Annotated in this window: 13 protein-coding genes; 2 read left to right on the forward strand and 11 right to left on the reverse strand. The window is 55.7% G+C overall.

Going from position 1 to position 18,275, the window contains the following annotated elements:
• Nucleotides 1-2 precede the first annotated feature (2 nt).
• The 5 genes from LIS66_RS20115 to acs all read right to left on the reverse strand — a co-directional run bounded on the left by LIS66_RS20115 (nucleotide 3) and on the right by acs (nucleotide 6,030).
• A complete protein-coding gene (locus LIS66_RS20115; RefSeq protein WP_227972898.1) occupies nucleotides 3-1,115 on the reverse strand; it encodes a succinylglutamate desuccinylase/aspartoacylase family protein in 1,113 nt (370 codons plus the stop codon).
• 1 nt (nucleotide 1,116) lies between these two features.
• Nucleotides 1,117-1,815, reverse strand: a complete 699-nt coding sequence (locus tag LIS66_RS20120; protein ID WP_227972899.1) for an ABC transporter permease — start codon at nucleotides 1,813-1,815, stop codon at nucleotides 1,117-1,119.
• Nucleotides 1,812-2,501: an ABC transporter permease gene (locus LIS66_RS20125; RefSeq protein WP_016773583.1), complete on the reverse strand. Its 690-nt coding sequence runs from the start codon at nucleotides 2,499-2,501 to the stop codon at nucleotides 1,812-1,814. The genes LIS66_RS20120 and LIS66_RS20125 overlap by 4 nt, the downstream gene beginning before the upstream one ends.
• 91 nt (nucleotides 2,502-2,592) lie before the next feature.
• Entirely contained in the window at nucleotides 2,593-3,366 is a 774-nt protein-coding gene (locus LIS66_RS20130; protein ID WP_039757969.1) for an ABC transporter substrate-binding protein, read from the reverse strand.
• Nucleotides 3,367-4,074: 708 nt separating this feature from the next.
• Nucleotides 4,075-6,030 (reverse strand): acetate--CoA ligase, encoded by a 1,956-nt coding sequence (gene acs / locus LIS66_RS20135; RefSeq protein WP_042607209.1) that lies wholly within the window; start codon nucleotides 6,028-6,030, stop codon nucleotides 4,075-4,077.
• Nucleotides 6,031-6,439: 409 nt separating this feature from the next.
• Between acs and LIS66_RS20140 the strand changes: the two genes are divergently transcribed.
• Nucleotides 6,440-6,700 carry a DUF2790 domain-containing protein gene (locus LIS66_RS20140; RefSeq protein WP_042607210.1) on the forward strand — a complete coding sequence of 87 codons (261 nt, stop codon included), beginning with the start codon at nucleotides 6,440-6,442 and terminating at the stop codon, nucleotides 6,698-6,700.
• 550 nt (nucleotides 6,701-7,250) lie between these two features.
• Nucleotides 7,251-8,501: a ribonucleotide-diphosphate reductase subunit beta gene (locus tag LIS66_RS20145; RefSeq protein WP_016773579.1), complete on the forward strand. Its 1,251-nt coding sequence runs from the start codon at nucleotides 7,251-7,253 to the stop codon at nucleotides 8,499-8,501.
• A 327-nt stretch (nucleotides 8,502-8,828) separates the two neighbouring features.
• Here LIS66_RS20145 and LIS66_RS20150 read toward each other — a convergent pair whose 3' ends face one another.
• From LIS66_RS20150 to LIS66_RS20175, 6 genes are all read right to left on the reverse strand, one after another.
• The gene (locus LIS66_RS20150) at nucleotides 8,829-10,481 is read right to left on the reverse strand and encodes a DNA cytosine methyltransferase (RefSeq protein ID WP_227972900.1); all 1,653 of its coding nucleotides are present in this window, start codon (nucleotides 10,479-10,481) and stop codon (nucleotides 8,829-8,831) included.
• Between the two features lie 172 nt (nucleotides 10,482-10,653).
• Nucleotides 10,654-11,568: a PD-(D/E)XK motif protein gene (locus LIS66_RS20155; RefSeq protein WP_227972901.1), complete on the reverse strand. Its 915-nt coding sequence runs from the start codon at nucleotides 11,566-11,568 to the stop codon at nucleotides 10,654-10,656.
• Entirely contained in the window at nucleotides 11,561-12,259 is a 699-nt protein-coding gene (locus LIS66_RS20160) for a hypothetical protein (protein WP_227972902.1), read from the reverse strand. Before LIS66_RS20160 ends, LIS66_RS20155 begins: the two co-directional genes overlap by 8 nt.
• Nucleotides 12,256-13,215: a hypothetical protein gene (locus tag LIS66_RS20165; RefSeq protein ID WP_227972904.1), complete on the reverse strand. Its 960-nt coding sequence runs from the start codon at nucleotides 13,213-13,215 to the stop codon at nucleotides 12,256-12,258. Before LIS66_RS20165 ends, LIS66_RS20160 begins: the two co-directional genes overlap by 4 nt.
• Nucleotides 13,212-15,257: a hypothetical protein gene (locus LIS66_RS20170; RefSeq protein WP_227972905.1), complete on the reverse strand. Its 2,046-nt coding sequence runs from the start codon at nucleotides 15,255-15,257 to the stop codon at nucleotides 13,212-13,214. Before LIS66_RS20170 ends, LIS66_RS20165 begins: the two co-directional genes overlap by 4 nt.
• 3 nt (nucleotides 15,258-15,260) lie before the next feature.
• Complete coding sequence (locus LIS66_RS20175) at nucleotides 15,261-18,089, reverse strand: Z1 domain-containing protein (protein WP_227972906.1); 2,829 nt, start codon at nucleotides 18,087-18,089, stop codon at nucleotides 15,261-15,263.
• Nucleotides 18,090-18,275 lie beyond the last annotated feature (186 nt).

Here is an 18,275-nt window from a genome sequence, read left to right on the forward strand (position 1 = left end):
AGTCAGTCGTTGAGCAAGCGCCCGTGACGCAGCGCTTCGCGCCCCGCCACCTTGGCCAGCCAGAAACCGGGTTGGGCATAGCGCAGCCGTTCAATGGCAAACAGCACCCCGGACGTACCAGCACTTACCGTGCTGACCCGATCGGACACAGGGTCGATCACTTGAAAAATCTCGTCGCCCGCCTCGACCCATTCGCCGGGCCTGCGGGAAAAACTCACCACACCGGGGTGCGGCGCAAACAACAATTCGGTGCCTTCGAAGGGCATGCCTTCGCAGGGTTCAAACGCCGGGGTCGGCCACTCGCCAGTGATCAGGCCTTGCTCGGCCAGAAACGCCAGAATGCCTTCGGCGTAAGCCTCGGCTTCGACACGACCGGTGTCGGCCTGCCCGCCCAGCTCGATGGTCGTCGCCAGACAGGCCAGCGGAATCTGCGCATCGGGGAACTGCCGCGACAGGCGCAGCCACGGTAGCGAGCACGCCTCGTCGAAGGAGCTGCCACCGGAATCTTCCGCAAGCAAACCGACCTTGACGTTCAGATGCGCCGACAGTGAACGCCACTGCGGCCAGTGCTGCGGCAGCGCGTACATGTGCAGCGCGGCTTCGGCGTCGCAGTGCAAATCCAGCACCACGTCGGCGGTGCAGGCGTGGCTGAGCAACACCCGCTGCATGCCTTGCAACTGGCTGCTCGCCTCAGGCAGCGCGGCCAGGTGATCCGCCATGGCCTGACGGATCAGCCGCACGTTGGCATGCGGATCATCACCGAGCCTGTCGCCCAGCGCGGCCGCGACCGGCGCGCTCAGCTCGACGAAATCACGGTTGAAATTCTTGCCGCTGCCCGCCTCGAAACGGCCCTGGAAATTACCTTGCAGCAATTGCCCCAGCCCGAGTGGATTGGCCACCGGCACCAGCTCGATCACACCGTTGAGCAAGCCCTGGGCTTCGAGTTCGCCGAGACGCTTTTTCAGCTCCCAGGCAGTGCGCATGCCCGGCAATTCATCAGCATGCAGGCTGGCCTGGATGTAGGCCTTGCGCTCGCCGCTACCAAACCGGAAAACCGAAACCCTGCGCTCGCTGCCCAGATGGCTCCATGGCAATAGGTGATCGATGCGTTGCATATCAGTGCTTCCGTGGCGCGAGGTAGCTCAACCAGCGACGCTCGGCCAGTTTGAACAGCTTGACCAGAATGAAGGTCAGGCACAGGTAGAACACGCCGGCGGTGATGTACGCCTCGAACGGCAGATAGAACTGCGCGTTGACGGTACGCGCCGCGCCGGTGATGTCGATCAGGGTCACGATCGACGCCAGACTGGTGGTCTGCAGCATCATGATCACTTCGTTGCTGTACTGCGGCAGCGCCCGGCGCAGGGCCGACGGCAGCAGAATGCGCTTGTACAGTTTGAAGCGCGACATGCCCATGGCCTTGGCCGCTTCGATCTCACCGTTCGGCGTGGCCTTGAGGCTGCCGGCGATGATCTCTGCGGTGTAGGCGCTGGTGTTGATCGCAAAGGCCAGGCAGGCGCAGAACGTCGCGCTCGACAGCCATGGCCACAGGAAGCTTTCGCGCACCGCTTCGAACTGGGCCAGACCGTAGTAGATCAGGAACAGCTGCACCAGCATCGGCGTGCCACGAATCACGTAGGTGTACAGCCACGCCCCGCCATTGATCATCGGGTTTTTCGAGACGCGCATCAGCCCCAGCGGCAACGCCGCGAGCAAGCCGAAGAACAGCGACAGCGCAAGCAGTTTGAGGGTGGTCAGCAGGCCGCCGAAGTACAGCGGCAGCGCCTCCCAAATGACGTTGTAGTCGAAGATCATAGATCAGCCGCCCTTACGCCTACCGAGTAGCGCTTCTCAAGGTGACGCAATGCCAGCAACGAAACACTGGTGATCACCAGGTACATCGCCGCCACTGCGAGGAAGAAGGTGAAAGGCTCACGCGTGGCATCCGCCGCCTGCTTGGCCTTGAACATCATGTCTTGCAGACCGACCACGGAAATCAGCGCGGTCGCCTTGGTGAGTACCAGCCAGTTGTTGGTAAAGCCCGGGATGGCCAGACGAATCATCTGCGGCACCATCACCCGGAAGAACACCTGAAAACTGCTCATGCCGTAGGCCATGCCCGCTTCGGCCTGGCCCTTGGGGATCGCCATGAACGCGCCACGGAAGGTTTCCGACAGGTACGCACCGAAGATGAAACCGAGAGTACCGATACCGGCCGCCAGCGGGTTCAGGTCGATGTAGTCGTCATAGCCAAGCATCGGCGCAACGCGGTTGAGCAGGTCCTGACCGCCGTAGAAGATCAGCAGGATCAGCACCAGGTCGGGAATCCCGCGGATCACCGTCGAATACAGGTCGCCCAGCCACGCCAGCCAGCGCACCGGCGACAGGCGCAACGCAACACCGATCAGCCCGAGAACGATGGCCAGAGCCATGGACGACAAGGCGAGCTGAAGCGTCAGCCATGCGCCATCGAGGATGACAGCCCCGTAGCCTTTCAACATGATTCAGGTCCTCGAAAGTTGGGATGAAAAAATGGCGCAAACCGCAGAGATTCTGTTGCTTGCGCCATTTCGGACTTGTCGCAGAGACGTCTTACTTGCCGTAGATATCGAAGGCGAAGTACTTGTCCTGGATTGCTTTGTATTTGCCGTTTTCGCGGATGGCCGCGATGGCAGTGTTGATCTTGTCTTTCAGGGCGTCGCCCTTGCGCACCGCGATACCTACGCCGTCGCCGAAGTATTTGACGTCGGTGAAGGCCGGGCCGACGAACGCGAAGCCCTTGCCAGCGTCGGTTTTCAGGAAACCGTCGTCGAGGAGGGTTGCGTCAGCCACGGTACCGTCGAGACGACCGGCGGCCACGTCGAGGTAGATTTCGTTCTGCGAGCCGTACGGCTTGATCTCGGCGCCCAGTGGAGCGAGAACCTCGCGGGCGAAACGCTCGTGGATCGAACCACGCTGTACGCCGATGTTCTTGCCCTTCAGCTCAGCCAGGTTTTCGCTGACCTGAGTGCCGGCCTTCATGACCAGACGCGCCGGGGTGTTGTAGTACTTGTTGGTGAAGTCGACCGACTTCTTGCGGTCTTCGGTGATCGACATCGACGACAGGATCGCGTCGATCTTGCGCACTTTCAGCGCCGGGATCAGACCGTCGAACTCTTGCTCGACCCACACGCACTTGACCTTCATTTCTTCGCACAGCGCATTGCCGATGTCGTAGTCGAAACCGACGATGCTGCCGTCCGGAGCTTTCGAGGCGAATGGAGGGTAAGCCGCTTCGATGCCGATCTTCACAGGTTTTTCGTCAGCGACGGCATTCAACGACAGCACGGACAGTGCCAGGGCGCCAAGCAGCACAAGTTTCTTCATCTTGGGACTCCATCGGTAAAGGGCAAAAACGGCAGAGTGAGCGACAGCCCAATATGCGAATGGGTGAATCGGAAATCGGTTGCGCATCGGCGGAAATTTCCCGTTGAAACCGCAGGTGATTTCAACATCAGCCACGATGAGCGAGTGATCGGCATTCTAACGACAGGCCCGAAGCCGATATTTCTTCAATGCGACAACTAATTACAGATGCACCGAGAAAGCGGTTTGAGCTCATTGACAGCCCTGCAATTTCATGCAAGAGCGAAAGACAGTGAACCGATACATATTGCAAGTTGCGGGCCCATTATTCGCAAACCCTTCTAATCCGGCAAGCGCAGCGTTGTGTCTTATTTTTCACTGGTGGCTGTGAGGCTCTAAAACGGGGCATGACGTTTCCCTTCGCCCCGGTTTGGCGCAGGGGGTTACACATTGGGTTGTGACGGGTAACAGAAGCAAGGGTCCTGCGGCGCAGATCGATAATTATTGGTTGGGGTGTTGCGGTTTCCTACAAGCGGCTACAGCGGCGTCTGACAGATTGCTATCGCGAGCAGGCTCACTCCTACAGTGACTGCATTCCAACTGAAGAAACCCAATCCCCTGTAGGAGCGAGCCTGCTCGCGAAGAGGCCAGCCCGGCCACCACAAAACCTCCAGACACAAAAAAGCCCCGTCCGGTAATACCGGACGGGGCTTTCTGTGCTTCTAACGCTTAAGCAACATTCATGGTCTTGTGCGTATCAATCAAATGCTGCACCACACCCGGATCCGCCAGGGTCGAGATATCCCCCAACCCGTCGTATTCGGCCGTGGCGATCTTGCGCAGAATGCGCCGCATGATCTTGCCCGAACGGGTTTTCGGCAGCCCCGGCGCCCACTGGATCACGTCCGGCGAAGCAATCGGGCCGATCTCCTTGCGCACCCAGTTCTTCAGCTCCAGACGCAACTGCTCGGTCGGCTCCTCGCCATTCTTCAAGGTTACATAGACATAGATGCCCTGCCCCTTGATGTCATGCGGCACACCCACCACCGCCGCTTCAGCGACTTTCGGATGCGCAACCATCGCGCTCTCGATCTCGGCGGTGCCCATGCGGTGGCCGGACACGTTGAGCACGTCGTCCACGCGCCCGGTGATCCAGTAGTAACCGTCGGCGTCACGACGCGCGCCGTCACCGGTGAAGTACATGCCGCGGAAAGTCTTGAAGTAGGTATCGACAAAGCGGTCGTGATCGCCATACAGCGTGCGCGCCTGGCCTGGCCACGAATCGAGAATCACCAGATTGCCTTCGGCCTCGCCCTCGATGATGTTGCCCAGGTTGTCGACCAGCGCCGGCACCACGCCGAAGAACGGACGCGCCGCCGAACCCGGTTTCAGCGCATGAGCCCCCGGCAGCGGGCTCATCATGTTGCCGCCAGTCTCGGTCTGCCACCAGGTATCGACGATCGGGCAACGGGACTTGCCGACATTCTTGTAGTACCAGTCCCAGGCTTCCGGGTTGATCGGCTCGCCCACCGAGCCGAGCAGACGCAGGCTGCTGCCATCGGCGCCTTCGACCGCGGCCTGACCCGAAGCCATCATCGCGCGGATCGCGGTCGGCGCGGTGTAGAGAATGTTGACCTTGTGCTTGTCGATGATCTTCGCCACCCGGGTGATGTCCGGGTAGTTCGGCACACCTTCGAACAGCACGGTGGTCGCGCCATTGGCCAGCGGGCCGTAGACGATGTAACTGTGGCCGGTGACCCAGCCGACGTCGGCGGTGCACCAGTAGATTTCGCCCGGGCGGTAGTCGAACACGCGCTCGTGGGTCATCGCCGCATAGAGCAGATAACCGCCGGTGGTGTGCTGCACGCCCTTCGGCTTGCCGGTGGAGCCGGAGGTATAAAGGATGAACAGCGCTTCTTCGGCGCCCATCTCTTTCGGCGCGCAAACGGTGCCCGCGACTTTCATCAGATCTTCGTACCAGATGTCGCGATGCTGGTTCCACTTGATGTCGCCACCGGTGCGCTTGCAGACGATGACTTTCTGGATGCTGCTGGTTTCCGGGTTGGTCAGAGCGTCGTCGACGTTGGCCTTGAGGGAAATCTTCTTGCCGGCGCGGATACCTTCGTCAGCGGTGATCACCACTTTCGATTTGCAGTCGATGATGCGACCGGCCAGGGCTTCCGGCGAGAAACCACCGAACACCACCGAGTGAATCGCGCCGATCCGGGTGCAGGCCAGCATGGCGACCACGGCTTCGGGGATCATCGGCATGTAAATGGTCACCACGTCGCCACGGTGCACATCCTGACCACGCAGCGCGTTGGCCAGTTTGCACACTTGCTCGTGCAGTTCGCGGTAGGTGATGTTGCGGCTTTCGGAAGGATCGTCGCCTTCCCAGATGATCGCGATTTGATCGCCGCGCTCGGCCAGATGACGGTCGAGGCAGTTATAGGAAACGTTCAGGGTGCCGTCGGCAAACCACTTGATGTCGACATGGTGATCGTCGAACGAGGTCTGTTTCACCGTGGTGAAGGGCTTGATCCAGTCCAGACGCTGGGCTTGCTCGCGCCAGAAGCCGTCAGGGTTGACGACCGACTGCTGGTACATGGCTTTGTAGGTCGCCTCGTCAGTCAGCGTGTTTGCCAGAACCTCGGGACGAACGGGATACAGAGAAGCCGCACTCATCTTTCCTACCTCGGTGTAATAGTTGTTTTTGTATGACCCCGTTGTAGCCGGGTGGGCCCCATAGAACCATTCGACGATGGTTGTAGGAGCTGCCGCAGGCTGCGATCTTTTGATCTCCAAAGCAAGATCAATAGATCGCAGCCTCGTTGCACTCGACAGCTCCTACAAGGGCCGCGCGGGGGATTGTTACCAAATATGCCAAAAGTGTTTATCAAAACCCGGTCTGTTTACCCCGCGCCCGACTCCCTAAAATTGACCTCGCCAACAAGGCAACCGCGATTAACAACGTTACAGCCCCCACGAAGGCCGTTAATCCAGCTCTCCAAGTAACGCATCAAATACCCAAGCTCCACACGCAACCCTAAAAAGGTTGCGTGACCCCACTCGACCTCAAAAAGGTGAATTAGAAATGAAAGCTTTATTGGTTCTGGCCCTCAGCAGTCTGTGCGCAACCGCCATGGCAAACGAGGGTCCGACTGATGTCGCACAGCAACAACCGGTTATCGAGGAATACACCTACTCCACACACCTGGACATCGCCAAAGTTGTATCGATGAGCGAAATTCCAAATGTCTGCGAAGTAGTACCGGCAAAAATGGAATACGACGACTCCAAAGGCCAACGCCACATCCTGCGCTACAGCATCATGGGCAACGGCTGCACGAACTGAATCAGACTGCACCGAATCGGATCGCTCAGCGCTACATTGAGGGTCGATTCCAGCCCGGCCTCGGTCGGGCTCAGTTGTGTCTGGAGACGCCCAGAAGGGTTGCAAAACACAAGATATAGTGAAAACCGTACTTTTCTGGCTATTTTTTAAACAGAAAACCATCTGCCAAAAATTTAACGAAAAAAAATCTGCACGCGCTGAATCCGCGCAAAGCCCTGTAATCCCTCGGTCGGATCGAAATCCACCCCCTCCCCGGCCTCGCCATGAGCCGATTCGCCGCACCACGCCGGTAAAAATTTCCCTATAATGCCGCCCCATACGGGTCAGCAATATTCCCTTACAGGGAGCAAAAGCCATTCTGAAGCCCCGCAACAGTGCCAGACGCTGATTGCGCCCATCAGAGGCTCTCGGAACCCGTCAAAATTTCTGTTTATTTGCCTGCGTGCAGCGCTGCAAAAAACGACATCCAACGCGGCTTGTTTGGCCGTGTGAAAAGCCAACCCATCAGGTTTCACACGGGCACAAGCCCTCACGCAGGAGACGACACGTCATGCTGAGCTGGGACGAATTCGATAAAGAAGACAGTGAAGTCGCAACCGTGAAAGGCGCCAACGCCGGCCACGCAAGCGAAGCCAACATGGACCGCCTCGACAACGCCGGCGGCGCCGCGGCGCTCGAAGCCCGCGCCGTGACCGCCGACGACTCGGCCGCCGTGGCCCGCGCCAAGGCTGCACTGAACTCCCTCGACGTCGCCGAAGGCCTCGCCGAACTCGAAGGCGCCTCCGCCCGTGTCGCCGTTGACGAAAAGCGCATGATCAACTGCCGCGCCGACCTCAACCAACTCGTGCCATTCAAGTACGACTGGGCCTGGCAGAAGTACCTGGACGGTTGCGCAAACCACTGGATGCCGCAAGAAGTCAACATGACCGCCGACATCGCCCTCTGGAAAAACCCGGAAGGCCTGACCGACGACGAGCGCCGCATCGTCATGCGCAACCTCGGCTTCTTCTCCACCGCCGACTCCCTGGTTGCCAACAACCTGGTCCTGGCCGTGTACCGCTTGATCACCAACCCGGAATGCCGCCAGTACATCCTGCGCCAGGCTTTCGAAGAAGCGATCCACACCCACGCCTACCAGTACTGCATCGAATCGCTGGCCATGGATGAAGGCGAGATCTTCAACATGTACCACGAGATCCCATCGGTCGCGAAGAAAGCAGCTTGGGGCCTGAAATACACCCGCTCGATCTCCGATCCGAAGTTCGAAACCGGCACCCCGGAAACCGACAAAGAGTTGCTGCGCAACCTGATCGCCTACTACTGCGTTCTGGAAGGCATCTTCTTCTACTGCGGCTTCACCCAAATCCTCTCCATGGGCCGCCGCAACAAAATGACCGGCGTCGCCGAGCAGTTCCAATACATCCTGCGCGACGAATCCATGCACCTGAACTTCGGCATCGACGTGATCAACCAGATCAAAATCGAAAACCCGCATTTGTGGGATGCTGAGATGAAGGAAGAAGCGACCCAGATGATCCTGCAGGGGACTCAGCTGGAGATTGAATACGCACGGGATACCATGCCTCGCGGGGTGTTGGGTATGAATGCGGCGATGATGGAGGATTATCTGAAGTTCATCGCTAACCGTCGTTTGAGCCAGATCGGTTTGAAGGAGGAGTATCCAGGGACGACTAACCCGTTCCCTTGGATGAGCGAGATTATGGACTTGAAGAAAGAGAAGAATTTCTTTGAGACACGGGTTATTGAGTATCAGACTGGTGGTGCGTTGAGCTGGGATTGATTCCTTTGAGCTTTCCGCAATTTGACGATTAAATCGACAAATCAAAATACGAAAAGCCCCGATCCGATCGGGGCTTTTTTATTGATTAGGAAAATACTAACTCAACTACCCACACCCATTAGATTGGCATCGCCGACGTAGTCGTCGAGACCTTCAGGAAGCAAAATACCTTTATCTCAAGGTTACTCTCAAATATAGCGCTCATTGACGATCTCTGCGATGAAACTCTAGAAGGTCGTAGCGAGGGTTCACAAAGGTGTTTAACGCACGCGGGAGCAAATGCGATCCGTACTCTACAGCACTAAAGGAAAATTCATTTTGCGCAGATCATTTGTCCGCAACATTTAGACATTCGGCAACCCGACGACAGACAACATCATAAACAGTTTTCGCTATTTTTTTTGCCAACAATGGCGGCACCGCATTACCAACTTGGTGGTATTGCTGGGTTCTGTTCCCTTCGAAATAATAGTTGTCTGGGAATGTCTGAAGCCGCGCAGCCTCGCGAACGGTCAAGCTTCGGCACTGCGCAGGGTCGTAGTGAATAAAGTAGTGCCCATCCTTAGAGATATGACTAGTGATAGTAGTTGCAGGAAGCTCTGCAAGCTGCACCCTGAAACGGTCATTGAACTTACCGCTTTCCCAATTCTTGTGAGCGGGAGCGAGACCAGGAAGAGAAAATTGTTGATGCCCCTTGGGCGAGTATTTTTTGTGCTCAGCGAACGTACTCGCAAACACATATCGCCGCAAGTCCGACAGCATATGGCTTCGGGCATCGTGACTCATCCAATACTTGATCTTGGGATCCTGATACCAAGCATCTAGGGATGGTATACCTGTATTACCTTGACCCTGCTCCTTTAGCACTCGTTCACCACCTGAACTCTTTGGCGCATTGAAAAGTGCTTGCCGAGTATCGCGCAAAGGCGCAATCAGTTCGCCCCTTTCAAGTTCTGCGTGATGCAGCAGATCATCTACTTCGTCAGCAACAGCTTGATACCAAGCCTCTTGAGAATCCGAACGTTTTGACAGTTTGCTTCTAAGCTTGGGCAGGCCACCAATAGCTTGCCTCACCGATACGGGGTCGGTTGGCTTCAAAAGGTCATGGGGCGGAACATTACCGTGCTCGTCAATCGCTATTCCCAGAAGGATGACACGATGGCGAGCTTGGGGGATTCCGTATTTTTCTGCTTCGATAATAAAAGACTTCGGATTTACCTTATCCATACAATCCGCAGAGCTGAACGACTCTTCGGAAACCAGAGAACATATCTTGTATTTTTGTCCGCCCTCTTTGTTATCTAATGCTTTTGTAGGATCCACCAAATCTTCCAAAATTTGAGCAAAGATCCCTTTACCTCCAACTTTTGAAGACAAGATCCCCTTCACATTTTCCATAACGAAAACAGTAGGGCGATAATCCTTGATGATGCGTAAATAATCCTTATACAAAAAGTGCCGATGATCATTCTCGGGAATATAACCCTGTTTTGTTTGGTTTCTGGATCGACCAGCAAGTGAATACGCTTGGCATGGAGGACCGCCAATTAAGACCCACGGGCGCCCGTCCTTTTTCAATCTGGCGTTGATGAGACCATTCAACTCCTCGTCGCCAGCATCCGAACCCAAGGTTATTTGCCGTGCCTCCTGATCGGCCCGACTCCAGAACTCTGCTGTTTCAGAGGTACTAGGCTCTGCTGCCTCGCCATTGCAGTATCGGTAGTAATCCTTAAGTCCTTCAGGGTAGTCGCGCTTGAGCAAGCGGTAGAAAGCTCGCAGTTTAAGCGTCCTCCTAGCGACAGGATCCATTTCGGCAGAAACAATGATATCGAAATGACGGCCATCACCGGAGGCCGAAAAACCCTCACCCAAACCACCGGGGCCAGCGAAAAGGTCGACGATCTGGATCGCGTCCTCAACTGCAACAGCTGGCTCAGCGATTGTCCTCGGCGGGAAAAGAAGGTTCTGATATTGAGTCATGGGCATCATTGGTCAAAAAATCAAGAATGGCAACTGCGTAGGCTGCCGAGTCGCGACACTCTACCAGGATTAGAACAGCAGCGCACTTCAGCCGCGCTCGCGACGATCACATCCTCAGTACAGGCGGGCTGGTGCGTCGAATCGACTCTTGGCAGGAAACTAAACTCAATCTCTAATAAGGCTGAGACTTCAAACCGGAAAGATCAACTCTATACTCAATCTGAACAACGCCTTCTGGGAGCACTCCACCTATAAAACTCGCAGGCGATATTCGGGGAAAGCTGTCATCAACCGTATAGGACCGCGCCTCGAGCAGGTTGTATTCCTCTTTCCGAGCGGAACATCCTGCCTCCATCCCGAGCCGCTGCAACGCGCCCTCCAGCATGACTGCGTCAACGCCGAGCGCAATGAGACGATCACAGATTAGATCGATCGACAGACCATCATTGACCGGCTCAAACCTGAAGTAGACCAGTTTTAACTGTTTATCGGATGAGGCGGCCAGCTGGAACTGCCCGGAGATATTGATCACAGAGCCGTAGCGACTGATCGTTGACTTGACCTCGTAATCCGTCGTTGGAGTCTTGATATCAACTACGCCGCCGAAGGGGCCGCTCCACTCATAGGTAGCTCCTTTGATGACCAGCGCTTCCAAGGCCAGCAGTTCGGCAAGCACGTCATAACCATGCTTGTCGACTAATGCATTGCCCAGCAAATGCCGCCACCGTTGCCACCAGGCTAACGGGTCTGCCAGCAGCGCCTGACGTACAGCAATCCCGGATTCAACGCTGATCATATGCTCGCAGATTAGACCGAACTCGTTGCGGAGCCATTCAATGGATGACTCGAGCCGCAGGAACCTCTGATGCTTTCCCGCGACAACCCGTTCCACTGTCCGGAGCTTGGCGCCGGCGAACCCTTCTGAAATCTCTAAGGGTTCGGAGCACTCGACGGCAACGCCGAACCTGTCGCCTTCACGAAAGACCCACGCTGGGCACGCTGCAGGCATCGCCTTGATGGGCAAAATACGGCCACTGTGGTCAAGGTTAGCGAAGCCTTCCTGAATCTCTTTCAGTAAATCAGTCATGATCATTATTCAAATCGATGGGTGCGCATCCCACGTCGGCAAACAGTGCGTCGACGTAGCCAGACAAACCGCCTGCGCAGAAAACGGGCTCCTTCAGCACAATCTGCGCCGTATTTAGCTTCATGATTGCCCTGAACTGATCCTGAGTTGGTTTGCGCAACCTTCGCATCCTGAAAATCAGCCGTGTCAGATCAATCCTGAAACCGCCTTTGCCAGGCCGTTCGACCAGTTGTACGACCGTATCCGTGGTCACACTCTCCAGTACTTTTCGAGTGCTTTCCTCGGAGCCCTGCCACGTCAGATGAACGGTCCACCACATCGCCCTTAGCCAGATGCGGCTTCGCCCCTTCCAGAACCGCACGGGCGGTGTGCCGCCCCAACGACTTTTCACCAAATCCGGTAGAACGCGCAGGGTAAGAAAGCGCCACCACCCATCATCTGCGGCGGTGCGGATGTCCATGCCCGCCTCTGCCAATATTCGGTATAGGGCAAGGCCAACTTTCATGTCATAGGCGCCAGGACCTGAAGCGTTGCTCCTTGCGGTTGGATCATACAGCGACACAATGGCAAGTAGTTGGCAGCGTATTTTTTCCAGTTCCGGGTTGGATATATCGGGGAGAAACGCATCGCTTTTGACCATTTCGTCAAAGTGGCGCTGCGACAGTTTGGGGTTCAGTATCGGGAAACTCATGCCGCGTTCTCCACTTCCCGGACCCGGTAATCAAGCCAGCATTGAGTAGATATGAAAAGATCCGGAAGTGAGCCTACGTTCAGATTCCCCATTCGAATGAATGAGCGCACAGCCTCTGCGATACTCGCGATGCCTTGATCGGCGTCGGGCGCGCCCAGATACGCATCAAACTGTGCGCCCATATCTTCCTTGACTTGGGCAATGACCAACGCAAGCCAAGCGGCGAACACTTGGCGCATCAACGGCGACTGCTCGATATTTAAAGCCCGGCGGTCGCGCAATTGTTCGAAATGCGGATGTGCGTTGTTAAGTACAAGGGCTACGTAGTCGCTGGAGAATGGCTCGTCCCGCGGATCACTCCAACAAGCTCTCAACTGCCACAGTGGTCCCTCTGCGCCCAGAGACTCTTCCAGCACCGGAAAAAGGGAGCCGTCACCGTCAATTACGATTTCGATTGGTTGTGCCAACGGACCTAGTCGTGAACCTGATTGATGCGCAAATCCGGGAAAGAACCCTGCCTCGGATTGGCCTAGAAACGCTTGAACCGAGAGAAAACCGCTACCTCTGACAGTCCCAGGCTCCAGTTCGATGTTGAGCAGCACAGTCCCGCCCTCTTCGTCGTGCTGCAGTTCATGAACGGTCCCAAGCGTTCGCCAGCAGGAATCTGCAGATGCCCATTCCAGCGCCAGCAACACCTTAGCGTCCGTGCTCGCTACACCGTCGGGACCAAAGATGGCCTCAAGAAGCGGCGCCCGCTCGATCAAACATTCAACCATCAAGGGATGTTCAGCCGGGTTCCAGTCACTATCCTTACCCAAGGCATATTGATCGCCACTCACCGCCGTCGCGCCTGGATCAAGACCGTGAAGTGACCGGAAGACATACTTCACTTCTGACTCGCTTCCATCGCCGAGTGGTGCATTCAGCATTCGATATAGCGGCAGTCGAGTACTCATTCAGCCGCTCCATTCGTATCCGAAATCCGAACTCCGATCACCGGCCGCAACAACTTGCCACCGGGGTCAGTCATCCTGACGTGGAGTTCCCCCTCCAGCATGAGCCCCGGTTGAACAAGCGCAGCACCAACCCTCAGCATGACACCGGTTCCATTCGCAGTTTCCATGCTTTTTACAGAAGGGATCACACTATTAATGCGGGGTGAGTCCAGTTGAAACGGAAACGTGCCGAGTCCGCTATCGACCCAGTTATCAAAGGTGATTGGCCCGGCTTCGGAATCTACAGAAACGGTGATTTCCCTAGGTATGTTTGGCTGCAGCATCCCCCATCTCAAACACCATTTCATGACGATGGCGGATGCTGTATGCCTAACCTCCATTATCTCCAGTTCGGGCGTAGGCAGCGCACCTCCTTTGGAACCTAGTCCAATGGCCGCACGGGGTGCCGCCTTGCCAAACCGCCCATCTGCACCAAACCCACGGCTCGGCAGCACGAGCTCCGCGAGTTTGCGTGACATCCGCATCGATGGTTTGACGGTCACGCTGGGCTGGGACGGTACGCCGAAATCCTTCAAGGCCCGGCCACACTGGGCACGAATCTTTTCTACGACTCTCCCTCCGTTTACGTCTACCCACTCTGCATGATCCGCACGTTCGCAACTCCTCAGATACCCTTCGAGATTCTGTACGGTCGAACGTAACCCTCGAGCTTCGGATGGCTGGAGTTGCTGGTCCGAATCGGGTAGAAAGAGCCCCACAACGTATCGCCCGTCCGCAAAGCCGGCGAATCCACCGGCCCAACCTCGAGAATCAATACTGTCATCCCAACAGATGTTCATACCGGGCGAGCGCATGAAGGTCATAATCGGTCGATGGGGCGCACCGCTGTCTGGTTTGGAGAAGATGCAGGTTTCTGGGCTTGGCGCGTTGTCTGGCGCATCCATTTGCAACTGGCGCGGGGTTATCGCCAAGGCAAGCAGCCAGCCCGCCTGACTGCCACTTACAAATTCCCCGCGCAACTGAACAGCTCTGCAGAGCAGATCATTACTCTTGATGCCTCGAGCCGTCAGATAATCTGCCTCCTCAGGCGCTTCTCCTACTGCGCGGTCATACAGGCATTGACTCACTCGAAATATCGGCAACATATCCGCACTAGTGATCTCCTTGCCATTCACCGATGCACTCAGATATCTACCACTAGCGTAAAAGGGGTTATCCAGCCGCGCATTGAACCAGCGCTGGATCGCAACGTTCAAGTAATCTTCATAACTGCTGCACCACCAAGGCGCCGGTCCTCTTTCTTCGTCGAATACCGGCAAAAGGTTTTCTTTAAGCAGTGGAATGATGATTGCCGTTCCAGTTGTGTTACCGGTGAAAGGCTGAGCACCGAATACGTCCAAGATTTCGTGAATGTGCTCGGGCGCAGTGATTGCTCGCAAGCTATCATTCGCCACCCACCAAGCAATACCGGTTTGCGTCGTGAGCTGCAGGCGATCAACACGGTTTTCATCTTCGACCAGCGAAGCCACCAGCCGCTCTTCATACCCTTCGACCGTCTTAATCCGGCTGTAGTAGATAACTAGGCCTGCACCCATGCGGAAGTAACAGGTCTTGCCCAATCCCCACGAGCCGCCCGCACCATCGTCCGCACGAGTCCGACCGATTTCGAACGCAAGCTTCAGGAAGTTGCCATGCTGACCGTTCGCTTCCACGCTATCGAAGGTCATCGGCCCAGTCAGTCCCTCGGTACCCGAGTCGCGAATTTCAAGCAGTTTCGGTGTACGCGGATAACGTTTCTCGAGCATCTGCAAGTTCAGTCCGTCACTGAACGTCGAGGCAATGGCGTCCAGCGAATGCTCGCGAATATGAAAATCCACCGAAACCGGAATCGCTCGATTTCCGTTGCGTCCTGCGTCGAGCGCATTCTGAATGGATTCACGTACCAGCAGATCCAGAAGAGGCGTTTCTTCGTTCTGCAGCGCGCGAAGAAGGAATGCACCAGATTCCTGCATGGGCTGCAGTTGAAGACTGTGATACTTCATGGGTCAGATCCCGTCTATCGTTTCTTCGAGATTATCTTCCGACACAGTGAAGGTTTCCGGGATATTGACCGTGACGTGAGTGACGTAGTTTTTCTGCTTGCCTTGCGAACCTGGCAGATAAAGGCTGATGCCTACGATGTGCGCCTTGGCATTGAGTGAATCCCTCTCCCGGCGCGGCGCAGCGGCGATTTTTCTAGAGCGATCATAGGGACTGTCTTTGTCGATGAGGTAGATCAGCAGCTGAGGTACTTTTCCTACACCACCTTTGCAGCGAAGCTTTGCCACCTCGAAATTAGTGAAACCTGCCTTCGAAAAGTCACGCTCTTCAAGACCTTGGGCATCAGCCAGCAGATCCTTCGGATCTCGCAGTGCACCAATGGACACGCCATCATCCGAACGTTTGTCAGCGAAGCGGCTACGGTTGACCCGACCAACAGTCTTCCCAGAAACCTCCCAGCTGTTTTCCGGCTTAGATGTGCTGCCTGCAACCACGACGTTCCATTTCGTGTAGTTGGCGTTCTCAGCGTGCTCATCGAGCCATTTCAGAAAGGCCTTCATGTCGGAGAAGAATTGATTCCCGGGGTGGAACGACAGGCCTCCCAGATAATCGGCTACCCGATTGACGCCAACGTTACGCCAAACAAGGCTATTGGCTCCTTTCAATTCGGAGTTTTCTAGGTTTGTACCTGCCGAATTCAGAAATCTTTCCGTTAACGACAAATTGGCATCGAGCACCGCGGCAGCAGCATCGTCGTCATGAAAAACTGTTGTTTGCCGGTTTATTCCCGAAAAGTCGAATTCTGCCTTGATAGCGCGCTGCATCCTGTTCGCGCCTGTTGGGCGAATCCAAGCGAGCCGCGAATGTACACGGACGCGAGGCCCGAACTCCTCAGGCTTGGCGCCGCCATGCATGAAGCGCTGCAGATCGTCACGAAGCTCCTCCTCCGCCACTGTCATGAACTCGTACTTCACTCTCGTATCATCGGACATCCAGATACGAGGCAGCAGTTCATAGCCCTTACGGTAACCAAACCATCGTCCCATCTGCATGAGGGAATCTGCTTGCGCTGAGCCACGCAGGAAAAAGGTACTGACCAGATTTTCAATTGTCAGCCCTCGGGAAAGCGTCCCGCCGCCGATGACAATGAACGCCGTACAAAAATCAAGGCCTTGAGCCGTGTCAGGATAGAACAACCGCCGAACTTCGTTCTCATCTGTCACCCCGTTATTCGCGCAGTTATCGACACACACGTGGATACCGCGGTGGTAAGTCCGTTTGGAGTCTGCATCCAGCTGGATTGCCGTCACCGTATCGAGAAGTATCCGGATTTCTGAAAAGAAATTATCAAACGTTGGCAGTTCACAAAGCTCGGAGAGCCGTCCATAGTCGGGAAAACGCTCGGCAAACTGCGCAACATCCAGACCTGACGAAACCCTTTCCCACACAGGTCTTAAAGTATCGGCCAGTTCATCATCGCCATACTCCGACCACGTCTGAAGCGCTGCCTGCACCGCTTCGCTCATATAGTCATGATGAAGCTGCCTCGCGCTGGTATGGATCAACATGCTTACGGGCTTTGCAGCGCCGGACAATCGCATCACGGCGACGCAGCATAGGTACCAAATCAGACTTTCTTGTAGCGCTAGCGGCAGTGCCAGGTTTTCTCCCTTGTGAAGCCTACCAATCTGTTTCAAATCCTCGTTGGAGACTTCACGAACGATTCCAAGCGGCTCCTTGTTATGTTCGGCGTAACCGAAAATTTGCACAGGACCGAAATGTTCGTCCGCCTGCGGCAGAGCCGCGATGAAATCCACGGGATAAAGAGTATCGCCAGGTCCTTCATTCAGAAAGTTAGCGGCAGGTGTGGCTGTGAACGCGACGTAGTTCACGCATTGAAGCGGCAAACTGATCAACCGCAGGATGAGTTCATTAATGACCGTACGTTCATCCTTCGAAACGTCATTCGAATTAATTCCCGCCTGATCCGCCTCGTCATCAATCACTACGAGCCGCATTTGCGACATCCCCAAAGAATGCGCCTCGATCCAGTCAATAAGATGCCTCAGCCGTGCCGGGTTCTTCAAACAAACAACAAGATGCCGGTCTCGTCGGCCAGCGTCGAACTGCATGTCCTGTGCACGGGCTCCATAAGGGCTGTTCCTCGACGGATGCTCGATCGCCTTCCAACTAACGTTGGCATCATGCTGGAACAAGTCGCCGACTAGACGCTTGCTGGTTTGTACCCGCAGGTTTTCGAGTGTCCCGGTAAGCACGACGAAAAGGTTCCATCGATAGTCGGCTGCCATGGAAATCAGGCCCGCCATGTTGGCTGTCTTGCCGGACTGTACATGTCCGACCACCAACCCTTTCACAGGCATGCGATCTTTTGTTGTCTGCCGAAGGTGCTGCAGGACGCGCACGGCAGATCTCTGAATATTATCGACCGAGGTTCCCTTCCAGCCCTGTGCGATCAGATATTTTCTGTAGAGCTGCCATGCACTTCGCCCGTCTTGTGGCACTGCCATGCCGGGCTCGGCCTCTTCCGCCCCTACAATGATCAAGGGGCTCGCCGCGGCTACAGATTGCTGTTCCGCCTGCTCTTTGTGCCGAACAATCTCCTTCCAGCATTCAAAGCGCTCTTCCGGGCTATTGCCTAGCGAAGGCCAGTCGTCCATTTCCTCCTGCACAAGGAGCCAGTCATTGACTTTATCAAGTGACTCTCCCATTCGGCCGAGCTTGGCAATATCCTCCCAACTCCTGCCTTTCAGGCGCCAACCATCAATGAACGCGCGACATTTGTCGTACGCTGGGTCAACAATGTAATCAGCCATTAGCATCCCTACTGTATTTAGGAAGACAACTCGATTCAGGAATATCGCCTGCATCAAAGTCAGGGATAGGGATAGTGGCATAGCGCTGGCAGCCTTGCAAAACCCCTTGCCGAGCGGTCACGAATCGCAAGCATTTCATTGCTTGCATAAATTTCGTCGCCGTCAGAAAACGATATCTTTTCAGTC

Source organism: Pseudomonas sp. HN2 (genome assembly GCF_020736465.1).
Lineage (GTDB): Bacteria > Pseudomonadota > Gammaproteobacteria > Pseudomonadales > Pseudomonadaceae > Aquipseudomonas > Aquipseudomonas moraviensis_A.

Excerpts from the sequence above, each read along its gene's own strand:
- LIS66_RS20115 (WP_227972898.1), bottom strand. The coding sequence starts at position 1,115 with ATGCAACGCATCGATCACCTATTGCCATGGAGCCATCTGGGCAGCGAG.
- LIS66_RS20120 (WP_227972899.1), bottom strand. The coding sequence starts at position 1,815 with ATGATCTTCGACTACAACGTCATTTGGGAGGCGCTGCCGCTGTACTTC.
- LIS66_RS20125 (WP_016773583.1), bottom strand. The coding sequence starts at position 2,501 with ATGTTGAAAGGCTACGGGGCTGTCATCCTCGATGGCGCATGGCTGACG.
- LIS66_RS20130 (WP_039757969.1), bottom strand. The coding sequence starts at position 3,366 with ATGAAGAAACTTGTGCTGCTTGGCGCCCTGGCACTGTCCGTGCTGTCG.
- acs (WP_042607209.1), bottom strand. The coding sequence starts at position 6,030 with ATGAGTGCGGCTTCTCTGTATCCCGTTCGTCCCGAGGTTCTGGCAAAC.
- LIS66_RS20140 (WP_042607210.1), top strand. The coding sequence starts at position 6,440 with ATGAAAGCTTTATTGGTTCTGGCCCTCAGCAGTCTGTGCGCAACCGCC.
- LIS66_RS20145 (WP_016773579.1), top strand. The coding sequence starts at position 7,251 with ATGCTGAGCTGGGACGAATTCGATAAAGAAGACAGTGAAGTCGCAACC.
- LIS66_RS20150 (WP_227972900.1), bottom strand. The coding sequence starts at position 10,481 with ATGACTCAATATCAGAACCTTCTTTTCCCGCCGAGGACAATCGCTGAG.
- LIS66_RS20155 (WP_227972901.1), bottom strand. The coding sequence starts at position 11,568 with ATGACTGATTTACTGAAAGAGATTCAGGAAGGCTTCGCTAACCTTGAC.
- LIS66_RS20160 (WP_227972902.1), bottom strand. The coding sequence starts at position 12,259 with ATGAGTTTCCCGATACTGAACCCCAAACTGTCGCAGCGCCACTTTGAC.
- LIS66_RS20165 (WP_227972904.1), bottom strand. The coding sequence starts at position 13,215 with ATGAGTACTCGACTGCCGCTATATCGAATGCTGAATGCACCACTCGGC.
- LIS66_RS20170 (WP_227972905.1), bottom strand. The coding sequence starts at position 15,257 with ATGAAGTATCACAGTCTTCAACTGCAGCCCATGCAGGAATCTGGTGCA.
- LIS66_RS20175 (WP_227972906.1), bottom strand. The coding sequence starts at position 18,089 with ATGGCTGATTACATTGTTGACCCAGCGTACGACAAATGTCGCGCGTTC.